Annotated in this window: 21 protein-coding genes and 1 other RNA gene; 4 read left to right on the top strand and 18 right to left on the bottom strand. The window is 40.8% G+C overall.

Annotated features, from left to right (window positions below; translation table 11 throughout):
- Window positions 1–2 precede the first annotated feature (2 nt).
- The 4 genes from HMPREF1517_RS00675 to HMPREF1517_RS00665 all read right to left on the bottom strand — a co-directional run bounded on the left by HMPREF1517_RS00675 (window position 3) and on the right by HMPREF1517_RS00665 (window position 2,650).
- Window positions 3–1,169: a THUMP domain-containing class I SAM-dependent RNA methyltransferase gene (locus HMPREF1517_RS00675; RefSeq protein WP_037598955.1), complete on the bottom strand. Its 1,167-nt coding sequence runs from the start codon at window positions 1,167–1,169 to the stop codon at window positions 3–5.
- A 142-nt stretch (window positions 1,170–1,311) separates the two neighbouring features.
- Window positions 1,312–1,679: RNase P RNA component class B (rnpB, locus tag HMPREF1517_RS10120), an RNA gene on the bottom strand.
- Window positions 1,680–1,693: 14 nt separating this feature from the next.
- A complete protein-coding gene (gpsB, locus tag HMPREF1517_RS00670) occupies window positions 1,694–2,026 on the bottom strand; it encodes a cell division regulator GpsB (protein WP_037598953.1) in 333 nt (110 codons plus the stop codon).
- A 108-nt stretch (window positions 2,027–2,134) separates the two neighbouring features.
- On the bottom strand, window positions 2,135–2,650 hold the full coding sequence (locus tag HMPREF1517_RS00665) for a DUF1273 domain-containing protein (protein WP_002889858.1): 516 nt from the start codon (window positions 2,648–2,650) through the stop codon (window positions 2,135–2,137).
- 76 nt (window positions 2,651–2,726) lie between these two features.
- On the opposite strand from HMPREF1517_RS00665, the gene recU reads away from it, so the two are divergent.
- Complete coding sequence (recU, locus tag HMPREF1517_RS00660; RefSeq protein WP_002886506.1) at window positions 2,727–3,323, top strand: Holliday junction resolvase RecU; 597 nt, start codon at window positions 2,727–2,729, stop codon at window positions 3,321–3,323.
- A complete protein-coding gene (gene pbp1a, locus HMPREF1517_RS00655; RefSeq protein ID WP_037598951.1) occupies window positions 3,323–5,614 on the top strand; it encodes a penicillin-binding protein PBP1A in 2,292 nt (763 codons plus the stop codon). The genes recU and pbp1a overlap by 1 nt, the downstream gene beginning before the upstream one ends.
- A 108-nt stretch (window positions 5,615–5,722) precedes the next feature.
- On the opposite strand, the gene pepC is transcribed toward pbp1a, so the two are convergent.
- The 12 genes from pepC to leuS all read right to left on the bottom strand — a co-directional run bounded on the left by pepC (window position 5,723) and on the right by leuS (window position 18,430).
- Window positions 5,723–7,060: an aminopeptidase C gene (pepC, locus tag HMPREF1517_RS00650; RefSeq protein WP_037598949.1), complete on the bottom strand. Its 1,338-nt coding sequence runs from the start codon at window positions 7,058–7,060 to the stop codon at window positions 5,723–5,725.
- 101 nt (window positions 7,061–7,161) lie between these two features.
- A complete protein-coding gene (locus HMPREF1517_RS00645) occupies window positions 7,162–7,605 on the bottom strand; it encodes a DUF805 domain-containing protein (RefSeq protein ID WP_037598948.1) in 444 nt (147 codons plus the stop codon).
- A gap of 15 nt (window positions 7,606–7,620) precedes the next feature.
- Window positions 7,621–8,442, bottom strand: coding sequence for an ammonia-dependent NAD(+) synthetase (gene nadE, locus HMPREF1517_RS00640; protein ID WP_037598947.1), 822 nt, complete (start codon window positions 8,440–8,442; stop codon window positions 7,621–7,623).
- 11 nt (window positions 8,443–8,453) lie between these two features.
- Window positions 8,454–9,908 carry a nicotinate phosphoribosyltransferase gene (locus tag HMPREF1517_RS00635; protein ID WP_037598946.1) on the bottom strand — a complete coding sequence of 485 codons (1,455 nt, stop codon included), beginning with the start codon at window positions 9,906–9,908 and terminating at the stop codon, window positions 8,454–8,456.
- A gap of 183 nt (window positions 9,909–10,091) precedes the next feature.
- Complete coding sequence (locus tag HMPREF1517_RS00630) at window positions 10,092–11,393, bottom strand: ABC transporter permease (protein ID WP_084639270.1); 1,302 nt, start codon at window positions 11,391–11,393, stop codon at window positions 10,092–10,094.
- Window positions 11,362–12,045, bottom strand: coding sequence for an ABC transporter ATP-binding protein (locus tag HMPREF1517_RS00625; protein ID WP_037598944.1), 684 nt, complete (start codon window positions 12,043–12,045; stop codon window positions 11,362–11,364). Before HMPREF1517_RS00625 ends, HMPREF1517_RS00630 begins: the two co-directional genes overlap by 32 nt.
- A 218-nt stretch (window positions 12,046–12,263) precedes the next feature.
- Window positions 12,264–12,974 (bottom strand): MerR family transcriptional regulator, encoded by a 711-nt coding sequence (locus HMPREF1517_RS00620; protein WP_037598942.1) that lies wholly within the window; start codon window positions 12,972–12,974, stop codon window positions 12,264–12,266.
- 81 nt (window positions 12,975–13,055) lie between these two features.
- Window positions 13,056–13,487: a DUF3021 domain-containing protein gene (locus HMPREF1517_RS00615; protein WP_037598941.1), complete on the bottom strand. Its 432-nt coding sequence runs from the start codon at window positions 13,485–13,487 to the stop codon at window positions 13,056–13,058.
- A gap of 9 nt (window positions 13,488–13,496) precedes the next feature.
- Complete coding sequence (locus tag HMPREF1517_RS00610; protein WP_002886486.1) at window positions 13,497–13,952, bottom strand: LytTR family DNA-binding domain-containing protein; 456 nt, start codon at window positions 13,950–13,952, stop codon at window positions 13,497–13,499.
- An 18-nt stretch (window positions 13,953–13,970) separates the two neighbouring features.
- Window positions 13,971–14,813 carry an ABC transporter permease gene (locus HMPREF1517_RS00605; RefSeq protein ID WP_037598940.1) on the bottom strand — a complete coding sequence of 281 codons (843 nt, stop codon included), beginning with the start codon at window positions 14,811–14,813 and terminating at the stop codon, window positions 13,971–13,973.
- Complete coding sequence (locus tag HMPREF1517_RS00600) at window positions 14,813–15,679, bottom strand: ABC transporter ATP-binding protein (RefSeq protein WP_037598939.1); 867 nt, start codon at window positions 15,677–15,679, stop codon at window positions 14,813–14,815. The genes HMPREF1517_RS00605 and HMPREF1517_RS00600 overlap by 1 nt, the downstream gene beginning before the upstream one ends.
- 249 nt (window positions 15,680–15,928) lie before the next feature.
- The gene (gene leuS, locus HMPREF1517_RS00595) at window positions 15,929–18,430 is read right to left on the bottom strand and encodes a leucine--tRNA ligase (RefSeq protein WP_037598938.1); all 2,502 of its coding nucleotides are present in this window, start codon (window positions 18,428–18,430) and stop codon (window positions 15,929–15,931) included.
- Window positions 18,431–18,623: 193 nt separating this feature from the next.
- On the opposite strand from leuS, the gene HMPREF1517_RS00590 reads away from it, so the two are divergent.
- Window positions 18,624–19,391: a DeoR/GlpR family DNA-binding transcription regulator gene (locus HMPREF1517_RS00590; RefSeq protein WP_037598937.1), complete on the top strand. Its 768-nt coding sequence runs from the start codon at window positions 18,624–18,626 to the stop codon at window positions 19,389–19,391.
- Window positions 19,384–20,193: a Cof-type HAD-IIB family hydrolase gene (locus HMPREF1517_RS00585; RefSeq protein WP_084639269.1), complete on the top strand. Its 810-nt coding sequence runs from the start codon at window positions 19,384–19,386 to the stop codon at window positions 20,191–20,193. Before HMPREF1517_RS00590 ends, HMPREF1517_RS00585 begins: the two co-directional genes overlap by 8 nt.
- Window positions 20,194–20,324: 131 nt before the next feature.
- Here HMPREF1517_RS00585 and HMPREF1517_RS00580 read toward each other — a convergent pair whose 3' ends face one another.
- Together HMPREF1517_RS00580 and nusG are read right to left on the bottom strand one after the other, a co-directional pair.
- Entirely contained in the window at window positions 20,325–20,813 is a 489-nt protein-coding gene (locus tag HMPREF1517_RS00580) for a phosphatase PAP2 family protein (RefSeq protein WP_037597385.1), read from the bottom strand.
- A gap of 126 nt (window positions 20,814–20,939) precedes the next feature.
- Window positions 20,940–21,479 carry a transcription termination/antitermination protein NusG gene (gene nusG, locus HMPREF1517_RS00575; RefSeq protein WP_002883644.1) on the bottom strand — a complete coding sequence of 180 codons (540 nt, stop codon included), beginning with the start codon at window positions 21,477–21,479 and terminating at the stop codon, window positions 20,940–20,942.
- Between the last annotated feature and the right edge of the window lie 170 nt (window positions 21,480–21,649).

The following is a 21,649-nucleotide window of genomic DNA, read 5'->3' as shown; positions in this document are numbered from 1 at the left end:
GTTTAATTTACCTTTCTAGCCTCAGAACGGCGAACACGCTCTCCAAAATATTGATATAAATCAACACGGAGGGTCCCGTTATAAAGCTTACGTTTTTTATCGGCTTTAATACCGTATTTGCTTTCAAATTGTTCATCGCTGGTCAAGATAAACTTGCTCCAAGTTTTAAGTGGTGCAAAAGTTTGACCCATTTCATTATACAAGATATCCACAGCCTTGTCATCCAACAAACGCTCACCATAAGGAGGGTTTGAAATAATGACACCATTGATTTTATCTGTTTTCAGGTCCTGTAAACGCATTTGTTTCAATTTAATAACATCTTCAAGACCTGCCTCACGAGCATTGGCTTTTGCAATTTCAACAATACGGCCATCAATATCACAACCCATAATATCTAATTCAATATCGTAGTTTGCCTTGCTATCTGCTTCATCACGTACCGACTGTACTAAATCTTTATCCACCCAATTCCATGCTTCAAAGGCAAAATCACGATTAAATCCTGGTGCAATGTTCATACCAATCATTGCAGCCTCAATACAGAAGGTCCCTGAACCACAAGTCGGGTCAATCAATGGTTTATCCGGATACCAATTACTAAGTTCAAGGATAGCAGCCGCCATATTTTCCTTAATCGGTGCTCCACCTTTATCAGTACGATAGCCACGCTTAAAGAGACTAGCACCTGTGGTATCAATCAAAACCGTAGCCTTATCCCTTAAAATAGAAACTTCAATCTTAAATTCCGCTCCTGTTTCTTGGAGAGGCACTCCTTCTGGACGGTGGAAATACTTCTGCAATTTCTTCACGACAGCTTTTTTTGAAATCGCCTGAACAGATGGCTCATTATGAAGCTTTGATTTAACACATTTAGCCTTAGAAATTGGGAACTTTGCACCTAGCGGAAGATAATTTTCCCAGTCTAAAGCAAAAACTCCCTGAAAGAGTTCCTCAAAGGTACGTGCTGGAAATTCACCCACTACAATCTTGATACGATCTGCTGCTCTCAACCAAAGGTTGGTTTCAGCAATTGCACGAACACCACCTTGGAAACGCACCTTACCATTTTCAACCTGCGTGTCATAACCTAACTCACGCAATTCACGTCCAACCACAGCCTCAAGACCTGCTGCTGCAGTTGCTACTAATGTAAATGTTTCTTTCATTGTTATCCTTTTATCTCATTGTTACGCGTACAAACTTTCTTAACCGATAGCTTATTTCCCACTCTTTTCTTTAAATATAAAAGAGAGAATTCTTGCTAAAAGAAGGCTGAGACATGTGTCCCAGCCTCACCTATATGCAATTTTCTATAAGCCATGTTTTGTTCCAGAAGTGACTAGGTACCACTTCCTTCGATAATCATCTGTCTACTGCAAAGCAGTCAGGATGGTCCGTTCGTTTCCAGCCATCCCATGCCCCTACCAAAGTTTGGGTTGCTAGCTTGAGGGGTTTACCGCGTTCCACTTTTTAGGTTTCCCTAAAAACTCCGTCACTGTGGCACTTTCAGAGCTACTAAAACCTATCCTAAGACTTAGCCAGTTCACTCGCCGTAACTTGAAAATCAAGTCCCTAGGCTTATTAATTCACCTAGCACAAACACTACTGGCATCACAGCCAGTGCTAGCATGGACTTTCCTCATGGAAGACTAGCAACCATGCGATTATCCAAAAATTGCACAAACCAGTTTTACTCGACGATTTGTTTTCCAAAGACCTCTTTCTCCAAACGACTGATACGTTTTAAGATATCATAGTTTGAAGCCGAAGCAACATTGGCATTCGCAGGTGATGGCTCACTTGTCGCACTCGCGTATGCTGGGCGACTAGCAGGAGCTGATGAAGTCTTAGCTTTCAGTTTTGCATTTTCTTCTTGCAATTCCTTAACTAGAGCAATATAGACACCGTAATCTTTGATTACATCGTCTAGAAACTCATCAACTTCTTTTTTATCGTATCCACGCATGCTTGTTTTAAATTCTTGTTCGTAGATTTTCTTGGGCGTTAAATTAATCTTAGCCATTTTTATTCTCCAATACTTGTCTTATCTAACTTACTAATACTTTACTGTCTAATGTTTTTATGATACAGAAAAAAAGATAAAAATGCAAGTTTAAAATTCAATTATATCCTATTCCGACATGACTTCATTGAGGTCATCAAAAGTCAGTCTAGATACGGGATAACCCCTTGCTTCTAACATCATACCGTAAAAATATTTCAGATTTGTTTCATTTTCAGGTTCATAAAATAAATAAGCCTGATCTGTATTGTCAATGAGAAACTGATTAAATTGTTTAAACTGTGCTGGAGATTGGTAAGCGGGGAAGCTGTACTTGACAAAATCAACCTGCTTAAAGGCTGCTAGTTTTGTTTGATTCGCTTCATTCCAATTCTGACCATGCGTTTCAAAAGGGAAGAGGGTCGCTAACTTCAAAGGATAGTCTTTTTGAAGTTCTTTGGCTACTTCTAGTGCCCAAAATTCAAAACCGAGGTTCCCAGTAAAAATCATCCAATCCACACCATCATCCAAGAAACGCTTCAAATCACGTTTGATTGCTTTCTTGATAATGGTTACTTTAGGGTCCTTGTCTTTAAAAATACCGAGTTCAAAGCTCTTATAGCCAGTTACCAGTAGTGATGTCATTTGTTGTTTTCCTCATTCATTTTATGGTATAATGAAATAGTCTTTATGCATATCTTATAAAGAAGAAGGGAAAGAAATGGTAAACTATCCCCATCAGATATCTCGTAAGATAGCACAAGTACGTCCTAAAAAATCAAATAGAGTTGACTTTGCCAATCGGGGGATGAGCTTTGAATCTGCTATTAACGCGACTAATGATTACTATTTGTCGCGTGGTTTAGCCGTTATTCATAAAAAACCTACCCCTGTTCAAATTGTCAAAGTCGATTATCCCAAACGCTCACGGGCAAAGATTGTAGAAGCTTACTTTAGACAAGCTTCTACTACCGACTACTCCGGCGTTTACAAAGGATACTACATTGATTTTGAAGCCAAAGAGACACGACAAAAGACATCCATGCCTATGAAAAACTTTCATGCGCATCAAATTGAGCACATGTCTCAGGTCATCAGTCAAGATGGGATCTGCTTCGTGCTACTTCACTTCTCGACGCTTAAGGAAACCTACCTTCTGCCTGCCAAAGACTTAATCGCTTTTTATCAGATTGATAAAGGGACGAAATCAATGCCTCTTGATTATATCAAAAAAAGAGGCTATGCAATTGCAGAAGCAGCTTATCCTCAAGTTCCTTACTTAGAAATCATTGAAAAATTATTAGGTGGTAACACATAATGGCTAAATTTAATTTCAGCAACTTTAAAGAATCACTTAACGGTTTGACTAAACGTGCTAAAAACATCAAGGTCAAGCGTTCAGATTCTTCTCGCTATGGCAAAGGAAAACGCTCTGCCGCTTCAGACCAAAGTTTGGGCTGGCGTATTGCAAAATACGGATTTATTGGACTTCTTACTTTCTTTGTAGTCTGTGTCATCGCTGGTGGTAGCCTCTTTGCCTACTATGTTAGCAGTGTTCCTAAACTTACCGAGAACAAACTGCAATCAACAAACTCAAGTAAGATTTACGACGCTAATGGTAGTCTTGTTGCCGACTTGGGAGCTGAGAAACGTGAGAGTGCATCAACAGATGAAATTCCAACAACTCTAGTTAATGCCATCACCTCTATCGAGGATAAACGTTTCTTCACTCACCGTGGGATTGACGTCTACCGTATCATGGGGGCAGCTGTTAACAACCTTCGTCGTAGCAGCACCCAAGGGGGATCTACGCTCGACCAACAGTTGATTAAGTTGGCTTACTTCTCAACTAACACTTCTGACCAAACCCTTAAACGTAAGTCACAAGAAATCTGGTTGTCACTCCAAATGGAGCGTCAATTCACTAAACAAGAAATCTTGACCTTCTATATTAATAAGGTTTATATGGGTAATGGTTACTACGGTATGAAGACTGCAGCTAAATCTTACTTTGGTAAGGACTTGAGCGACCTCTCTGTTGCCCAAGCAGCTCTTCTTGCTGGTATTCCACAAGCACCAACACAATATGACCCTTATGCTAATCCAGATGCTGCCAAAGAACGTCGTAACACTGTTCTTGACGAAATGTATGAAGACAAGAATATTTCTAAAGAAGAGTACGAGCAAGCTAAAGCAACTGATGTATCAGATGGCCTTCTTCCACTTACGAAGAAAGCTAGCTATGAGCCATACTTAGATAACTACATCAAACAAGTTATTGAACAGGTATCTACCGATGCCAACGCTGATATTTACTCAGCAGGTCTCGACGTCTACACTAACCTTAATCCAGATATTCAAAAATATATCTGGAACGTCTATAATACTAACGACTACGTATACTATCCAAACGATAGTCTCCAAGTTGCTTCTACTATTATTGATGTTACTAATGGTCGTGTCGTTGCCCAATTGGGTTCACGTCACCAAGACGAAAACATTGCACTTGGTACCAACCAAGCTGTTCAAACAGACCGTGACTGGGGTTCTACAATGAAACCAATCACTGACTATGCTCCTGCTATTGAAAAAGGTGTTTATACAAACACTGGTACGACTGTTTACGATAATCCTTACAATTTCCCAGGTTCTTCAACACCAGTTTACAACTGGGACCGTAAGTATTACGGAAGCATTTCATTGACTTATGCACTTCAACAATCACGTAACGTTACAGCCGTTAAAGCTCTCCAAGCTGCCGGTTTGGAATATGCTCAATCCTTCTTGAAGGATTTGGGTATCGAGTATCCAGAAATGTACTACTCAAATGCCATCTCATCTTCAACATCATCATCAGATTCTAAGTATGGTGCATCAAGTGAGAAGATGGCCGCAGCTTATGCAGCCTTTGCAAATGGTGGTACTTACTATAAACCATCTTACATTAAATCAATCAAATTTGAAGATGGTTCAACTAAATCATTTGATTCTAAAGGTGTCGAAGCCATGTCACCGCAAACAGCCTACATGATGTCAAGTATGTTGAAACAAGTATTGACAGGTGGTACAGCAACTGAAGCTTATGTTCCTGGTACAATCAATGCTGGTAAGACTGGTACATCTAACTACGGTGACGATGAGTACTATAAAGTACAAAAAGAAAGTGGTGTCTATGCTGACCTCATGGTTCCGGATGAAACTTTCGTTGGTTATAATACTAAGTATGCAATGGCGATTTGGACAGGTTACAAAAACCGTAAAACACCACTTTATGGTTCAGACCTTGATATCGCTAAACAAATCTACGGTGTAACAAGTAGCTACCTTAACCAGATGTATGGTGCGGGTTCTGAAGATTTCGATATGCCTAGCGGTGTTTATAACAATGGTAGCTATGTCTTCCTTACTGGTTCTTCAACATCAAATGTTTACACAGGATCACTAGGAACATCTAGCTCATCATCAAGTTCAGACTCCAGCCAAAGCAGTGACTCATCAAGTTCACAAGATAGTCAACAGTACGGGCCTGATGCTTCAACAAATCCATCGACATCAGCCTCTAATGGCTCTGAACATTCAAATTCAAACACTGCTACAGCAGATGAGTAAAAGGAATTGAAAAGAGTTATCCAATGGATAACTCTTTTTACAACCATAAATTTTAATGAAGCCAACTAAAAACACTGGAATTTTATCCAGTGTTTTTGAGATATCCTCTTATTTTGAAGCAAGAGCCCCCATTGGGTCCCAAGGAGCAAGTATCTGTGGTTCTGCTTCATAGGCTGCCAGCTCCTCGGATGTAAGGAAATCTTTACGGACAACGATTTGATAGGTATATTCATCCATCCAAGCATCAGAAGCAACAAAGTAACCTTTTTGTCCAACCTTGTCTCCCCAAGAGTTTTCAACCTTCCATTTAATTGGCTTACCATCGGCATCCAAATCAACACCTGTCAATACCATGGCATGGGTCATGAGAGATTCACTGTAGTCCAAACGTCCAGCCTTGTCTTGAGTCAAGTTAATATCCATGCTAGCTGTAAAGTCATAAACATTAGTTGCAAGAATACCTTTTTGACGGTCCGAAACCTGACCAACATCTGAACCAAACCAAACACTCTCTCCAGCCTTCATCTGTGCAATAGCAAGCTCTTTGAATCGGTCCATTGGGAGGTTAATATAACGAACACTTGGCGCACCTACAACATTTCCCAACATCTCAACCGTATAAGATTTTCCGTAAGGTTTATCAGCTGTTGGAGCGTTGATAACTGATACATAGTCGCTGAGTTTAAGGCCAACATATTTTTCAAAGAAGGCCTGTGGCGTGATATTCTTCTCAGAGTGATAGTTATCATCTTTATCTCGGTAGGCAAAATCAAACTGACGTGGTGGCAAGCCAAGAGTCATGGCAAGATAATTGAAAATTTCTTGAAGAAACTCTTCCTTCTTAGCTTGAACAGCAGCCTGATCAGCACCACCAGCAATTAGGTCACGTAAGATTTGGGCATCTTGACGAAGGAGTTTATTAAGGTATTGATTAAGCTCACGACTATTGCTTGAAGCTACAGATTCTGGATAAACCGATTTTGGTACAACACCATATTTTTCAAAAAGTGATACGACCATATCCCATTGTCCACCATCTTGTTGAGGGGTATCCAAAAGGAATTTAACCTTACGACTGCCAATCTCTTGATCTGCTGTGGCAATGATTTGTTCCAAGAACCAGTTCGATTTTTCATACTTGTCCCAGAAGAAAGTGTGAGCTTGAGAAAGTTCGAAACTTTCCAATTTAAAGTCTGAGATTAATTTGTGACGGAAAGTATTTAGTGCCGCAAACATCCAGCAACGTCCTGAAGCTTTCTGGTTAGACACCTCATCTTTAGTCAAATCGATTGAGAAAACATGGTCGTTTTCAACTTCTGATTGACGTGTTTCGATGGATTTGAGCAAGCCATTATGAGTTACAGCATTCTCAATAGCACTGTACTTGGCATTGGCCTCATATTCTGCAAATAGTTTATCTGTGAAATCTGTTGATAATGAAGTCATAAGATTCCTCCTTTTAAGCCTTATTCTTCTCTATTTTATCACTAATTTCTGAAAATTCAATTTAAAAATACCCCTAGGTTAAACCTAGGGGTACGACAATCTTATTCAACTTTATCAACCAGTGTTTCTGGTGCTGGTTTCGTTGGTTGACAAGACATGATAAGGAGGACAATGCTTCCAATCAATGAGAAGATAGCCAAGACTGGTACAAGCCCTATATAACTTAGAAGTACCCAAGCCGGATGAAAGCCTGCATCTCTTAAACGACGGATTTGTAGAGACAATTGAGGGATAAGTTCAATTAAGCTAAAAAGCATTAGTGGCCAAGCATAGGTAATAATTATTTTTTGCAGTTCAGTCTGATTATTCAACAGAGCTGGATCACTAAGGTCAACATTACTGAAGAAAGGAATAAGAACACAAAAAACAGTAAGAATAGTAATAATAATGACGTTAACCAAGTAAGCCCACCAGTAGTCTGGACGAGTCGAACGTCCGCTAAAGTCAAAGGCACGTTTCCAAAAATCAATATAAGCTTTGATCATAATTCATTTCTCCTCTTATTTCCAAAACTCATCAAAAATAGTGATTGGCAAGTGACGTTTATGTTGACCTTTACGCCACCAATTCTCAATAGTTTCCTGGGCTTTGGCTGATACTTCCTTGCCTTCAAGGTAATCATCAATTTCACGGTAGGTCACACCAAGTGCCACTTCATCAGCGATTCCTGGTTTGTCCTCTTCCAAGTCCGCTGTTGGCACTTTTTCATAGAGAGCCTTGTCCGCACCAAGTTCTGCAAGAAGGGCTGCACCTTGACGCTTGTTTAGACGAAAGAGCGGCAAAATATCCGCACCACCATCGCCAAATTTTGTGAAGAAGCCAGTAAGGTTTTCAGCGGCGTGGTCTGTCCCGATAACTGCCCCACTATTTTCACCCGCAACCGCGTATTGGGTAATCATACGTTGACGGGCCTTGATATTTCCCTTGTTGAAGTCAGAAACAGTGACACCTGCCTTAGCAAGTTCCTCAACCTGACCGTCAACAGCTTCTTTGATGTTAACCGTAAGACTCACATCTGGCTTGATAAAAGCAAGAGCACGTTGGGCATCATCTTCATCTGCTTGAACACCATATGGCAATCGAATGGCGATAAACTGATAGTCTTTTCCTGTCTCTGCACGGAGCTCTTCAACCGCAAGTTGTGCCAGACGGCCAGCCAATGTAGAATCTTGACCTCCTGAGATTCCCAAAACATATGTTTTAAGGAATGGATGTTTGAGCATGTAGGACTTCAAAAAATCAACGGATTTTCTAATTTCTTCCTTTGGATCAATGCTAGGTTTAACACCTAGTTGAGCAATAATAGTTTCTTGCAAAGTCATAATTTCTCCTTTTACTCTGACAGGTCATGAGCTTTCTTACGGACATTATCAATCAAGGTCATCTTGTTATCCCAGACATCTTTAGCCAAATCAACTGGATAATCTTGAGGGTTAAGCACGCGCTTATACTCATTCCAAAGTTCGTCCAATTCCTTAGTCGCATAAGCCTTGATTTCATCAAGACTTGGTAAGTCATAGATTAGTTGCCCCTTGTCGTAGATTGGGACCAAGAGTGGCACTGCATCGAAATCACGAACAGTCTTATTAATGTAGGTATATGTTGGGTGGAACATATTAATTTCTTCTAAAGCATTAACATCCGTGTCTGCGAAGGTGATATAGTCACCTTCTGATTTGCCCTTGGCACGACTAGTAATACGCCAGACTTGCTTTTTACCTGGTGTCGAAACTTTCTCAGCATTGTTGGACAACTTGATAGTATCATGCATGGCTCCTTGATCATCTTCCATTGAGACAATCTTGTAGACAGCACCCAAGGCTGGTTGATCATAGGCAGTGATAAGCTTAGTACCCACTCCCCAGACATCAATCTTGGCCTTCTGCATCTTCAAGTTGAGGATGGTATTTTCATCAAGGTCGTTTGAAGCGTAAATCTTGGCATCAGGGAAACCAGCTGCATCCAGTTGCTTACGGACCTGCTTCGATAGATAAGCCAAGTCACCTGAATCAAGACGAACACCCAAGAAATTAATCTTATCACCTAGCTCTCTAGCGACACGGATAGCATTAGGAACACCAATCTTAAGGGTATCATAGGTATCTACAAGGAATACACAGTCCTTATGAGTAGATGCGTAGGCTTTAAAGGCATCATAATCGTTGCCATAGGCTTGAACAAGGGCATGGGCATGGGTACCAGAAACTGGGATTCCAAAAATCTTGCCGGCACGTACATTTGACGTTGCATCAGCACCACCAATTACGGCTGCACGCGTCCCCCAGATTGCTGCATCCATCTCTTGTGCACGACGTGTCCCAAACTCCAACAAAGGAGCATCCTCAATGACAGAGCGAATGCGAGCTGCTTTTGTCGCAATAAGAATCTGGTAATTGAGGATATTTAGCAAGGCAGTCTCTACTAACTGACACTGAGCCAAGGGACCTTCCACTTGGAAAATCGGTTCATTAGCAAATACCAAATCACCCTCAAGGGCTGAATTGATAGTCAACTCGAGTTTTAGGTTAGCTAGATAGTCTAGAAAATCCTCAGGATAACCTAACTCTTTTAGATAAGCAATATCAGTTTCTGAGAAAGTCAGATTTTCAAGATAGTTGACAATACGTTCCAGACCTGCGAACACAGCAAAGCCATTTTTAAACGGAAGTTGACGGAAATAAACTTCGAAAACGGCCTTTTTATTGTGAATACCTTGGTTGAAGTAGACTTGCATCATATTGATTTGATACAAGTCAGTGTGCAAGGTTAAACTGTCATCTTTATACATGGAATTCCTCCAATCGAATAGGTACTTATTTTTTGTTATTAATAGCTTGTATATGCTGACTATTATAGCATTTTTGAGCAATTGTCTCCACTTTTCAGAAAGTTAAATATTGTTTGGATTTTCTGATTTTTCTAATGGTTATTTTGACGAAAAAGAGTAGCCTTGATAGACCACTCTTCATTTCTATTCATATCTTAGGGACTCGACGGGGTCCATTTTACTGATTTTACGGGCTGGAAGATAGGCTGACACATAGCCCATCAAGAGTGAGAAGGCAAGCATGATGAGAATTGATGTCAGATTTAGATCAAACACCTTGCTGACGCTTGGGTAGAGATGTGAAACAATTATGTTGGCCAAGCTTCCAATTCCTTGTGATACAAGGAGAGCAAGAGCTAGTGAGATGCCCGTGATCCAAAGTGCTTCATAAACAAAGATAGCTTTCACGTCACGATTAAGGTAGCCTACAGCCTTCATGACACCAATCTCTTTTGAGCGTTGCATGATGTTAATATAGATGATAATCCCAATCATGACAGCTGAAACTAGGATAGCTTGTGACGAAAGAATAATCAAGAGAGCCTGGATAACACGGATGAATTTAATAATGACATCTAGGATGGCCTGCTGTGACAACACCAGGTACTTCTTGTTTTTCTGTAACTTTTTAGTGACTTCCTTAGTCTTGGCTGGATCCTTAAGCTCCATAAGCATGTAAGAAACTGTCTTGGTAAAGCCATTTTCTTTGAGCAGAGATTCTAATTGTTTGGCTGGCATATAACTGTTGCTCTCTTCAGCATCCTCGCTGTCATCAACAATACGGACAATCTTAGTCTTGATATCTGCTACTTTAGTTCCCTCAGCGGTATTTTCAACAATTTGAGCTGATACTTCCTTACCGATAAAGTCTTTAGCCCTGAGCTTCTTGCCGGTTTCTTCGTTGTACTGTTTAACAAAGCTCATTGGAAGGGTCAAGCCCTCTTCATCGGCCGATGTAAAAGGCTTGCCAGCTGAAATCTTATCCTTATCATTGCGAGATGTAGAAATTTTTGTGTTCTTGTAGAGACTGATAACCTGAGAATAGTTAGGAAGGTCCTTGCTGAAATCCATGGTCTTGCCATCAAAAGTAAGACTGGCCATATTCATTCCGAAGGGACTCTCCAAATATTTAATGTCATCATTCTTAATCTGACTACGAATAAACTTCTCATCATCCGCATTTAGAACCCCTCTGGCTGCTGATTTAGCACTAAGACTAATCTGAATTTGGGATGGAATGTTACCACCATCGGTACTGTCATTAATCATACCAACAATAGCATTTCCCAAACCAAAGGAAATTAAAACACCAATAAAACCAATAGAAGTGGCTGTCGCAATCAAAAGATTACGCCACTTACGTTCCATAAAATTGCTTAAAGATAATTTGAATTTATTCTTGAGGGTCAATCCCTTATTTTTCGATTGTTTCAACGACTTCACCATCCTTCATTTTAATGACAACATCCGCATAATCCGCCACCTCAGGGTTATGGGTTACGATAATCACAGTCTTACCTGCCTCGGCTAGCTCTTTAAAAATTTCAAGAACATTTTCCTGAGACTGAGAATCAAGAGAACCAGTCGGTTCATCAGCCACAATCATTTCTGGATTATTAACTAGGGCACGGGCAATGGCCACACGTTGTTTTTGCCCACCAGAAAGCTGCTTAACATTTTTCTTGATAAATTCTCCGATTCCAAGACGACTGAGCTCCTTTTCCGCAATCTCGACCATCTCTTTATCAGTCATATTTTTAACGTAAAGAGGCATCTTGACATTTTCAAGGACTGATTGATGAGGGATAAGATTGAAATTTTGAAAGACAAAGCCAATATGGGCCTTTCTAAAATAGGTCAGGTCACGCTCTGAAAAATCACGCATGTTCTGATTCTTGAAATACAGATTTCCCTGATACTGACTATCCAAGCCGCTAATAATACTGAGCAGACTGGTCTTACCACAGCCAGATGGACCGTAGATAGCAGTGATCTTTCCTGGTGCAATCTCAAGTGTGACATCGTTCAAAGCGCACTCTTGGTTCGTACCGTCGAGATTATAGTACTTTGAGATGTGGTCAATGGTTAAAATGGACATGGTTTCCTCCATAAATTTGATTTAGATTAGAATTCGATTAACTTTCAGCTGATTATCTGCATGGAAATTTCAAGCAAAATAGCAGAAACACTTAACTAATCGCCTTCTAAAACGATACATTAATTATAAACATTAAATGATTATAAAAATAGTGACATAAATGTCACTATGGCATGAGAAAAAGCCAAAGTCCTTAAGACTTTGGCTTTGGCTTTAGTTTATTGACAATAAATACGAATAGCTTCTGCGAGAAAAACTGCAGTCCCTGATCCCCCGACTTTATCGATAAAACTAGAAAAGCGATTATCTGTTTGGTACATCTGACCTAGACCAGCTAATACCGTTTGGTCACATGGATAAAAATGCTGACTAATATAGTCTTGTAACACCTTTACTTGCTCCTGAACACTAATGTCATCAGGATTAGACTCTTTGAGCTGTCCAAAGGTAGACATAATTGCAGTCATCTCTTTTGTGACTTCAGGGAAGGACTCCTCTCCCTTAGCCGCAAAAGCTTGATAAGCTTCTGTTTGACCCCATCTAGCCTGAGCTTCTTGCTGAAATGCTTCCATAGCTTTTTGATCAAATGCTTCAAATGACATTTCTTCTTCCTCCACTTGTAAGGCCTTGGCATGGGCTATGACAGCATCTAAACGGGACTTTTTCAGCTCTAAAAGCTTGATTTGATCCTTAAGCGCTTGGACTTTGTCATAACCCGGTTGACCTACGATTTCCTTAATTTTTTTGAGAGGAAAGTCTAACTCACGGTAAAGCAATATTTCTTGCAAACGGACAACCGCATCGCGATTATAGTAACGGTAACCATTCTCAGCCACAACTGACGGTTTCAGCAAATCAATTTCATCATAATAATGAAGGGTGCGCACACTGACACCTGATAGTTGGCTCACTTCTTTTACAGATTTCATTAGAACTCCTCTCTGATTAAGAGTATAGGCTATGACGTGGCGTGAGGGTCAAGAGGAAAAAGAGTATTTTTTTGAAGTTTACTATAATTTATTACTTTTCTTTTTCTGGCTTCGACGATGCAGTAAAGCTTGATTAATACGCTGTGTTCTCATATGCATTTGCCAAATGAGATAAAGCCAGATAATAATATAAACGGAAATGAAGACAATCCATATGATAGGATTCAGCACAGCATCAATCCAACCCGCTATTAGACAAGTCACTGTAAGTACAATCGCCGTCAACAAGAAATGCAAGACTACTCTTAATCTGTAGGACATACGGTCAAGCTCTTCCAAAATCCACGAGAGCATTCCCATTAAACCACTCATCATAAAGAGGGCTAAAATATTTCCTACACTAACTTTGGGATAGATAAGCTGCGGAAATAATTGACCAAGTAAAAGGAGTGCAAGGTAAAAGAACGATCCCGTTCTCACGCCGGATACAAAATAAGCAATTAAACGTTTCATTGGTTCCTCCTAGACCCCTAAATAATCCATCAAGGATTTGACATATTTTCGGCTGACACTGGACTTCACTCCACCTGTCATTTTAGCCATCATATTGCCAGAAAAACTATCTGATAGGGACTCCAAATGGTCTATATTCATAACAGCATGACGTGATATCTGTAAAAAACTTCGACGATTGATGCGATGCTGAAAGTTTGTCAGTGTCTCTCTCATCGTATAGGTATTGTTTACGGTATAAATCGTTAACACATTCTTATCAATCTCAGCTAGGATAATGTCATCAATTTTTACCATAACCAAATGATCATCCGTTTTAATAGGAATCACCACTTGATTTACAACTGAAAATTGTTCGAGATAATCCATTACCTCTCGTGCTTGATCAGACAATCGCTCTGCTTGGATGACCACACAGGGATCCTTTGCCGAAATATCTGATTTTTCTTCAAAACGAAGTTTCATTCCTATTCCAACTCTCACTTATTTTTTCTGGCTAGTTCTTTTCACTAAAACAATCCAAAGAATACTTGCTAGAAGAATACCTCCTAACACTATAAGGTAAGTATTTTCCTTTGTCAATAAACCTTGCCAATTGAGCTGAACGCCCATTTTTTCTTGAAACTCTTGAAGAAGGTTATCTTGACCTTTGAAGGTCTCACTTAATGTTTCTTTCATGAGGACTTGTCGATAAAGTGCAGCAATATAAGTTGCTGGAGTACATTTCATTAGTAGTTGTGCAAAATCAGGTAGGACACCTAAAGGTACATAAGTTCCTACCAAAAAACCAGAAGCTGTCCCCACTATGGTCGAAAACTTTCCAAGACTGTCTACGGATTGGAAAAAGTAAACAAAAATGGCATTCACTAAGCTAGAAAGCAGGCTACTAAGCATCATAATGAGAAGAAGTTCGGGTAGTATGGATAACTTTGGCACTTCTCTAAAATAGCCACACATCAGCACATACATAAGGACCTGCATGGCAAAAGAGATGATGATTGCGCTCGTTAGATACGAAAATGGTAACCGCCACTTCCCTTGATCCGATAAATAAATATCCTGATCCACTTGATGTTCACGGTCCTTTACCAACTGAGTTAGGGCAGCCAGACTCGTCGTAATCCCTGTCACAGCTAGCGTCCCACTCATCAACCAATTATTTAACAAAGGACCACTATTGGGGAGCTGAGCCCAAGCATCTGTTAGATTTTTTTGAAGAAAAATAATATAGAGAATAAAGGAAATCAAGGCTCCCAACAAGGAGAAGAAAACTCCTGAACGATTCCTGAAGTACAATAAAAAATTTCGCTTTAGTAAGGCTAGCATTAGCGAACCTCCCTTCCTGTAAGTGCAATAAAGGCATCATCCATGGTCCCTGGACGAAACTCAAAATGGGCTATTCTATCTCTAACTTGTGCCAGGTAATCAATGGCTTCCCTTTCACTCTCAGGTTGAAAAACATACTCCAGTTGACTTTGTTGCTCTACTGACATTCCCGAAGTTTTAAGACTTTCTATCTGCTCTATCTCCTTGAAACGAATCTTCAAGATGTTTTTTGCATACTGGCTCTTAATATCTAATGCCGATCCCTGAGCAATCACTTTCCCATGGTCCACAATATAAATCTGATCAGCTTCATCTGCTTCGTCAAGATAATGCGTGGTCAGTACAACGGTCATTCCCTCTTCTCTCTGCAATTGATAGAGCAAATCCCAAATAGACTTCCGAGTTTGGATATCTAAACCTGTCGTTGGCTCATCTAAGAACAGAATATCTGGTTGTGAGAGTAGAGCACGCGCAATGTCAACCCGACGCTTTTGGCCACCTGAAAGCGTCCCGTATTTTTGTTTTTGGAAAGCTGATAGACCTAATCGATCAATGAGATCTGACACACGATTAGGTTTAAGCCCTTTATACTGTTTAGCACGAATAATCAGATTTTCCCTAACCGTCAGCATCTCATCCAGTACACTAGCTTGAAAAACAACTCCGAGTTTTGTATTTGGTGCATATAGAACCTGACCTTGTGTTGGTTCTTTTAGACCTATTAACATGGAAATAGTTGTTGATTTTCCTGCACCATTGGGACCCAAAATAGCATTAAAACTTCCTTTTTCAAACTGTAACTGAATATCGTCAACAGCCGTGTGATTACCGTACCGTTTTATTAAATGTTTAGCTTGTAAAATCATATTTTTCCCTCCTTCTGACACATTTAGCCTAACAAAAAAGCCGTCGGAAAAACGGCTTTTGAGGATAAGTGGTTGAAATGTCAGGTTAAGTGGTGAGATGGTGGGAATAGAATTATATTTTTCGATTTAAAATCCTCCAGAGCCTAGCTCCGAAGGATTCATTTTTATTTCACAACAATGTTGACAAGTTTGTTCGGCTTCAATAGTCCAGTGGACTGTTGAAGGTAGCAGATAAGGCTAATAAACTCGTTATTTAACGACAATATTAACGAGTTTATTAGGTACACTAATTACTTTCACAATTTCCTTGCCATCGATCTCTGCTTTGACTTTTTCGTTAGCAAGAGCTACTTCTTGCAACTCTTCGCGTGAAAGATCTTTAGCGACCATCAATTTGGCACGGACTTTACCTTTGATTTGAACAACGATTTCGATTTCGTCTTCAACCAATTTACTTTCGTCCCATGTTGGCCAAGCTACATAAGAGATTGACTCACCTGTTTCCGCCACTGTTTGCCAGAGTTCTTCTGCCAAGTGAGGCGCAAATGGAGCAATCAATTGGATAAAGCCTTTGGCGTAATCCACGTAGAGTTTGTCTTCCTTGTTAGCTGCATTGACAAAGACCATGAGTTGGGCAATGGCTGTGTTGAATTTCATAGACTCGACTTGCTCAGTAACAGATTTAACCGTTTCGTTATAAACCTTGTCAAGAGCGCCATTGTTTTCCGCAACGATTTCTTTACTTGTGATCAAACGGTAAACACGGTCGAGGAATTTACGGCTTCCTTCTAGACCTTCTTCAGACCAAGCGATTGAAGCATCAAGTGGTCCCATGAACATTTCATAGACACGAAGGGTATCAGCACCGTATTGTTCCACCACATCGTCTGGGTTCACCACGTTCTTGAGGGATTTAGACATCTTAGCCGGTGCTTGCTCCAATTCTTCCCCTGTTTCCATGTGGAAGAATGAACCATCACGTTTTTCAACCTTGTCAGTCGCCACGAGAGCTCCACGGTGATCACGGTAGCTTGTTCCCAAGATCATTCCTTGGTTGAAGAGTTTTTGGAATGGCTCCTTAGTAGGTACAACACCAAGGTCATAGAGGAATTTGTGCCAGAAACGAGCGTAAAGCAAGTGGAGCACGGCGTGTTCTGCACCACCCACATAGATATCGACTGGCAACCATTGTTTGAGAAGGTCCTCATCAGCCAATTTCTCAGTGTTGTGTGGATCGATATAGCGGAGGTAGTACCAGCTTGAACCTGCCCATTGTGGCATAGTATTAGTCTCACGACGACCTTTGACACCATCCTCACGAGTCACTTCAAGCCAGTCTGTCAAGTTAGCCAATGGGCTTTCACCAGTACCTGAAGGGCGAATGTCCTTGGTTACTGGCAAGACAAGTGGGAGTTCACTTTCTGGAACAGCTGTTGAAGTACCATCTTCCCAATGAATAATTGGGATTGGTTCACCCCAGTAACGTTGACGGCTAAAGAGCCAGTCACGAAGACGGTAAGTAATTTTTTCTTGACCAAAGCCTTTTTCTTCCAACCAAGCCACAATTTTAGCAATCGCTTCTTCTTTGTTGAGACCGTTCAAGAAGTCAGAGTTGACGTGAAGGCCGTCTTCCGTGTAAGCAGCTTCTTCAACGTTTCCACCTTCCAAGACTTCTACGATTGAAAGATCAAACTGTTTAGCAAATTCCCAGTCACGTTCATCGTGGGCAGGTACAGCCATAACGGCACCTGTTCCGTAGCTAGCAAGAACATAGTCAGCAATCCAGATTGGAATTTCTTTACCATTGACAGGGTTTACGGCATAAGCGCCAGTCCAAACCCCTGTCTTTTCCTTGGCAAGGTCTGTACGAGCCAAGTCTGATTTAAGGCTAGCTTGGTGTTTGTAATCAGCTACAGCCTCAGCTTGTTCAGGACTTGTGATGGCATCTACCAGGTCATGCTCAGGCGCCAAAACAGTGAAAGTTGCACCGAAAAGGGTATCTGGACGAGTGGTAAAGACGGTGAATTCCTTGTCAGTCCCTTTCACTTTGAAGGTGACATTAGCACCAGTTGATTTCCCAATCCAGTTGCGTTGCATGTCCTTGATAGACTCTGGCCAATCCAGGTCATCCAAATCGTTGAGCAAGCGCTCTGCATAGGCCGTGATTTTAAGCATCCATTGGCGCATTGGTTTGCGGACAACTGGATAGCCTCCACGCTCAGAAGTTCCGTCAGGAAGGACTTCTTCGTTAGCGATGGCTGTTCCCAATTCTTCAACCCAGTTTACTGGCACTTCAGCTTCATAAGCCAAACCTTTTTCGTAAAGCTTAGTGAAGATCCATTGCGTCCATTTATAGTAGTTTGGGTCTGTAGTATTAACTTCACGGTCCCAGTCATAAGAGAATCCAAGCGCATTGATTTGGCGTTTGAAGTTGGCAATGTTTTCCGCTGTGAATTCTGCTGGGTCATTCCCTGTATCCATAGCATATTGCTCTGCAGGCAAACCAAAGGCATCCCAGCCCATTGGGTGAAGGACGTTGTAGCCTTGCGCACGTTTGAAACGGCTGAGGATATCAGTCGCTGTATAGCCTTCTGGGTGTCCTACGTGAAGACCCGCTCCAGATGGGTAAGGGAACATGTCAAGCGCATAAAACTTAGGTTTTGAGGCATCTGTTCCTGTCTTAAAAGTGTGATTGTCAGCCCAGTATTTTTGCCACTTAGGCTCGATTTCTTTATGATTGTAAAAACTCATGGTTTCTCTCCAATATTCGTAATGCTTCTATTATAGCATTTTTGAGGGATTTTTAAAGATGATAAGGGAACTTTAAAAGGCAAATTCACCTGAGTCTATTTTGCGTTCTTTTCGTTCTTTTTAAGTTTTTTTGCACTTTTGTATTGTGAAAAAGCAAAAAGATGCTATACTAGTATCAGAAAGAAGGTGACTCATGTATCAGGAGCAACGATTAGAGAAAATATTAACACTCTTGGAAGAGAGGGGGAACCTATCTGTCAAGGAAATGGTTGATGAATTAGGAGTTTCCAAAGACACTGTCAGAAGAGATTTCGACTGTCTCAGCCAGAGGAATATGGCTCAACGTACCCATGGTGGCATTCTTCCAGTTAAAAATACAACTGTTCTAGGCTTCCAAGAACGTCAGAAAGGACTCACTGAAGACAAGAAAAAAATGGCAGACCTAGCGCTTAGCTTGGTCAAAGACCAATCTCTACTCTTTTTCGATGTCTCTACCTTGATGCTTGAAGTCTCACAAAAATTGACTAAGAAGGTAACTGTCTACTCCCACTCTTTGGACAACGCCTTGGTCCTAAGTGGCAAAGAAGGCGTTGACTTCCATCTCTTGGGAGGAAGATTTTACAGTAAAAACCGCTTCTACTATTCGCTTCACGAAGCCCAGCTCTTGCAACATCTACAATTTGACTTAGCCTTCTTTGGAGCGGCTAGTCTCAATCAAGGAGTGGTCAGTTATGAGGACGAGGAGGATGTTGCCGTTAAGCAACTGGCCATGCAGGCTGCCCGAACCAAGATTCTTATTGCTGAATCAGACAAGTATGAAAAACATTCCAAATATATCTTGGGTAAGATTAAAGACTTTGACTACTGGATTACAGATAAGAAACCTGATCCTGATTTGGTCGAAGCCCTTAAAGACAAAGTAACGATTTTATATGATGGAAAGGATAGTGACTATGAGTAAGATTCGTTTGATTATCAGTGACATTGATGGCACTATTCTCACTAGTAACCACCAGGTGGATGAACAACTGATTGAGGTAATGCCAGAGCTTGAAAAGGCAAATATTCCCTTTGTTTTAGCTTCTGCCCGTTCTCCACTAGGGATGCAACCAATCGCTCATAAACTGGGAATTCATGACAATCCCATCGCCTGCTACAACGGTGCTTTAGTACTTGAGGGTGACCGTACTATCATCCAACACCCTGTGGATAAAGCTGAAATTCAAGAACTTCTTGGCTACTTATCCACAGATTACCCAAGTGTCTCTGTGAATATCTACTCTGGCAAGGACTGGATTACCAACAAACTAGACAAATGGTCTCAGTTGGAAGGAAGCATCACGGGTGAATCTCCTATGATTAAGGAGCTGCAAGACACGGTCTCAGATTCAGAGCCTCCTATCCACAAGCTTTTGTTGATTGATGAGCCTGAAGTTATTCAGGACCTCCATCAAAAACTGCTAAGCATGGAATTTACACAGACAGCCTTCTACTTATCCAAAGATAACTACCTTGAAGTCACAGCCAAACATGTTTCTAAGGAACACGCTCTCATCGAGGTTGCCAAATATTACGACCTTCCTCTTGAACAAGTCATGACAATCGGAGATAACTTTAACGATAGTCCTATGCTGGCTCTAGCTGGCCTGGGAATTGCTATGGGCAATGCACCTGAAGGGGTCAAGGAAACAGCAAACTTAGTAACGACTTCAAATGATGAACATGGTGTGGCTCAAGCTATTACAGAGCATGTCCTAAACTAAGCCAATATCTAATGGTGGGAACAACCTTTAATCGCCAACTCGAATTTTAGAACAAAAGGAAAGGTGCCCTAGAGGTACCTTTCCTTTTTCAACGAAAAAAGCCCTCCTCTTTCAAAGAAGGACTAGATTTTCTATAGGTAAAGAAGAAGACCCACAAGGATTCCAATGACATAGCCTGCTAAAACATCACTAGGATAGTGAACACCACCTAGCACACGCAAAAGAGCTAGAGCACCCGCCAGAAAAAGCATAGCCCCACCTAGCCAGGGGTTAAGCGTCAGCGCCAACATAGCAATAACAGTCGCTGAGAAAACATGCCGGCTGGGAAAGGACTTGCCTAGACTGTCCTTCTTAATAAGGGGTTGGATAGCCCAAGTCTGGTATGGACGCGGTCGATTATAGAGACTACGACCAAGAGAAAGAAGGAAAAAGCCTCCCCCCATAATAAGCACTGTCGTAGAGAGAATAAACCAGCCACCCCTTAGCAAAACCCAAATAAGAAATATAGGAAAAAGCAGGTAAAAAGTCCTAGTTATAATTTTGTTCAAGCCTTCTAAAACCTTAGCGTAAGAACGTAAAGGAGTACTAATCCTATCGTAAAATCGTTTATAATTCATCATCCGTTAGAAAAAAGGGAGTGACACAGAACTAAATTTCAAAAATCTAGCTTCTAGTCTCTCCCCTCAAATTTAATGAGATAGTCTTCCGAGGTTGAAGTCTCTTATCTCGACCTCTATTTGTCTATCTTAGAGTTCAGCGATTTGGTAAAGTTCAAGTTCAGCAGCTGTTTCTGAACCAAACATGTTAATCATGATTTTAACCTTGTTGTTTTCAATTTCTACAACACGGCCTTCTTGACCCATAAAGGCACCATCAATGATTTGAACCACATCACCAACCTTGATATTAGTATCAAAGACATCAACAGTTTGACCCATTGAAATCAAGATTTGACGGATTTCTTCTTCCAAAAGTGGTGTTGGTTTAGAACGGTTACCGTGAGAACCAACGAAACCAGTAACGTTCGGAGTATTACGGACAACGAACCATGCTTCGTCTGTCATTACCATCTCAACAAGAACGTAACCAGGGAAGCGGTTTTCTTCCACTTCTTTAACTTTACCGTTTTTCTCAACATTTACAGTTTGAGTTGGGATTTCAACACGCAAGATATTTTCAAGCATGTTATAAGTTTGGGCACGTTGCAAAAGGTTTTCTTTAACTTTGTTTTCGTATCCTGAATACGTTTGAAGGACGAACCAGCCCTTGTCGAATGAATCTAGCATTTTAGGATTCCTTTCTTTTTTCTAAATGACATTTAAACACCATTGACCATCTTTCCTCGAGGCTCAAGCGTTAAATGTAAATGAATGCCTATGGTTTAATTCAAAGCGTAATAAAAAAGCCTGATGGCCCTTGTTCTCGCTTTTATCTGCATTTATTATAACAAAAAAGA

The sequence above is a fragment of the Streptococcus sp. ACS2 genome (assembly GCF_000525585.1).
GTDB lineage: Bacteria > Bacillota > Bacilli > Lactobacillales > Streptococcaceae > Streptococcus.
The sequence above is the reverse complement of the archived record's forward strand: the minus strand, read 5'-3'. Positions and strand labels throughout refer to the sequence as shown.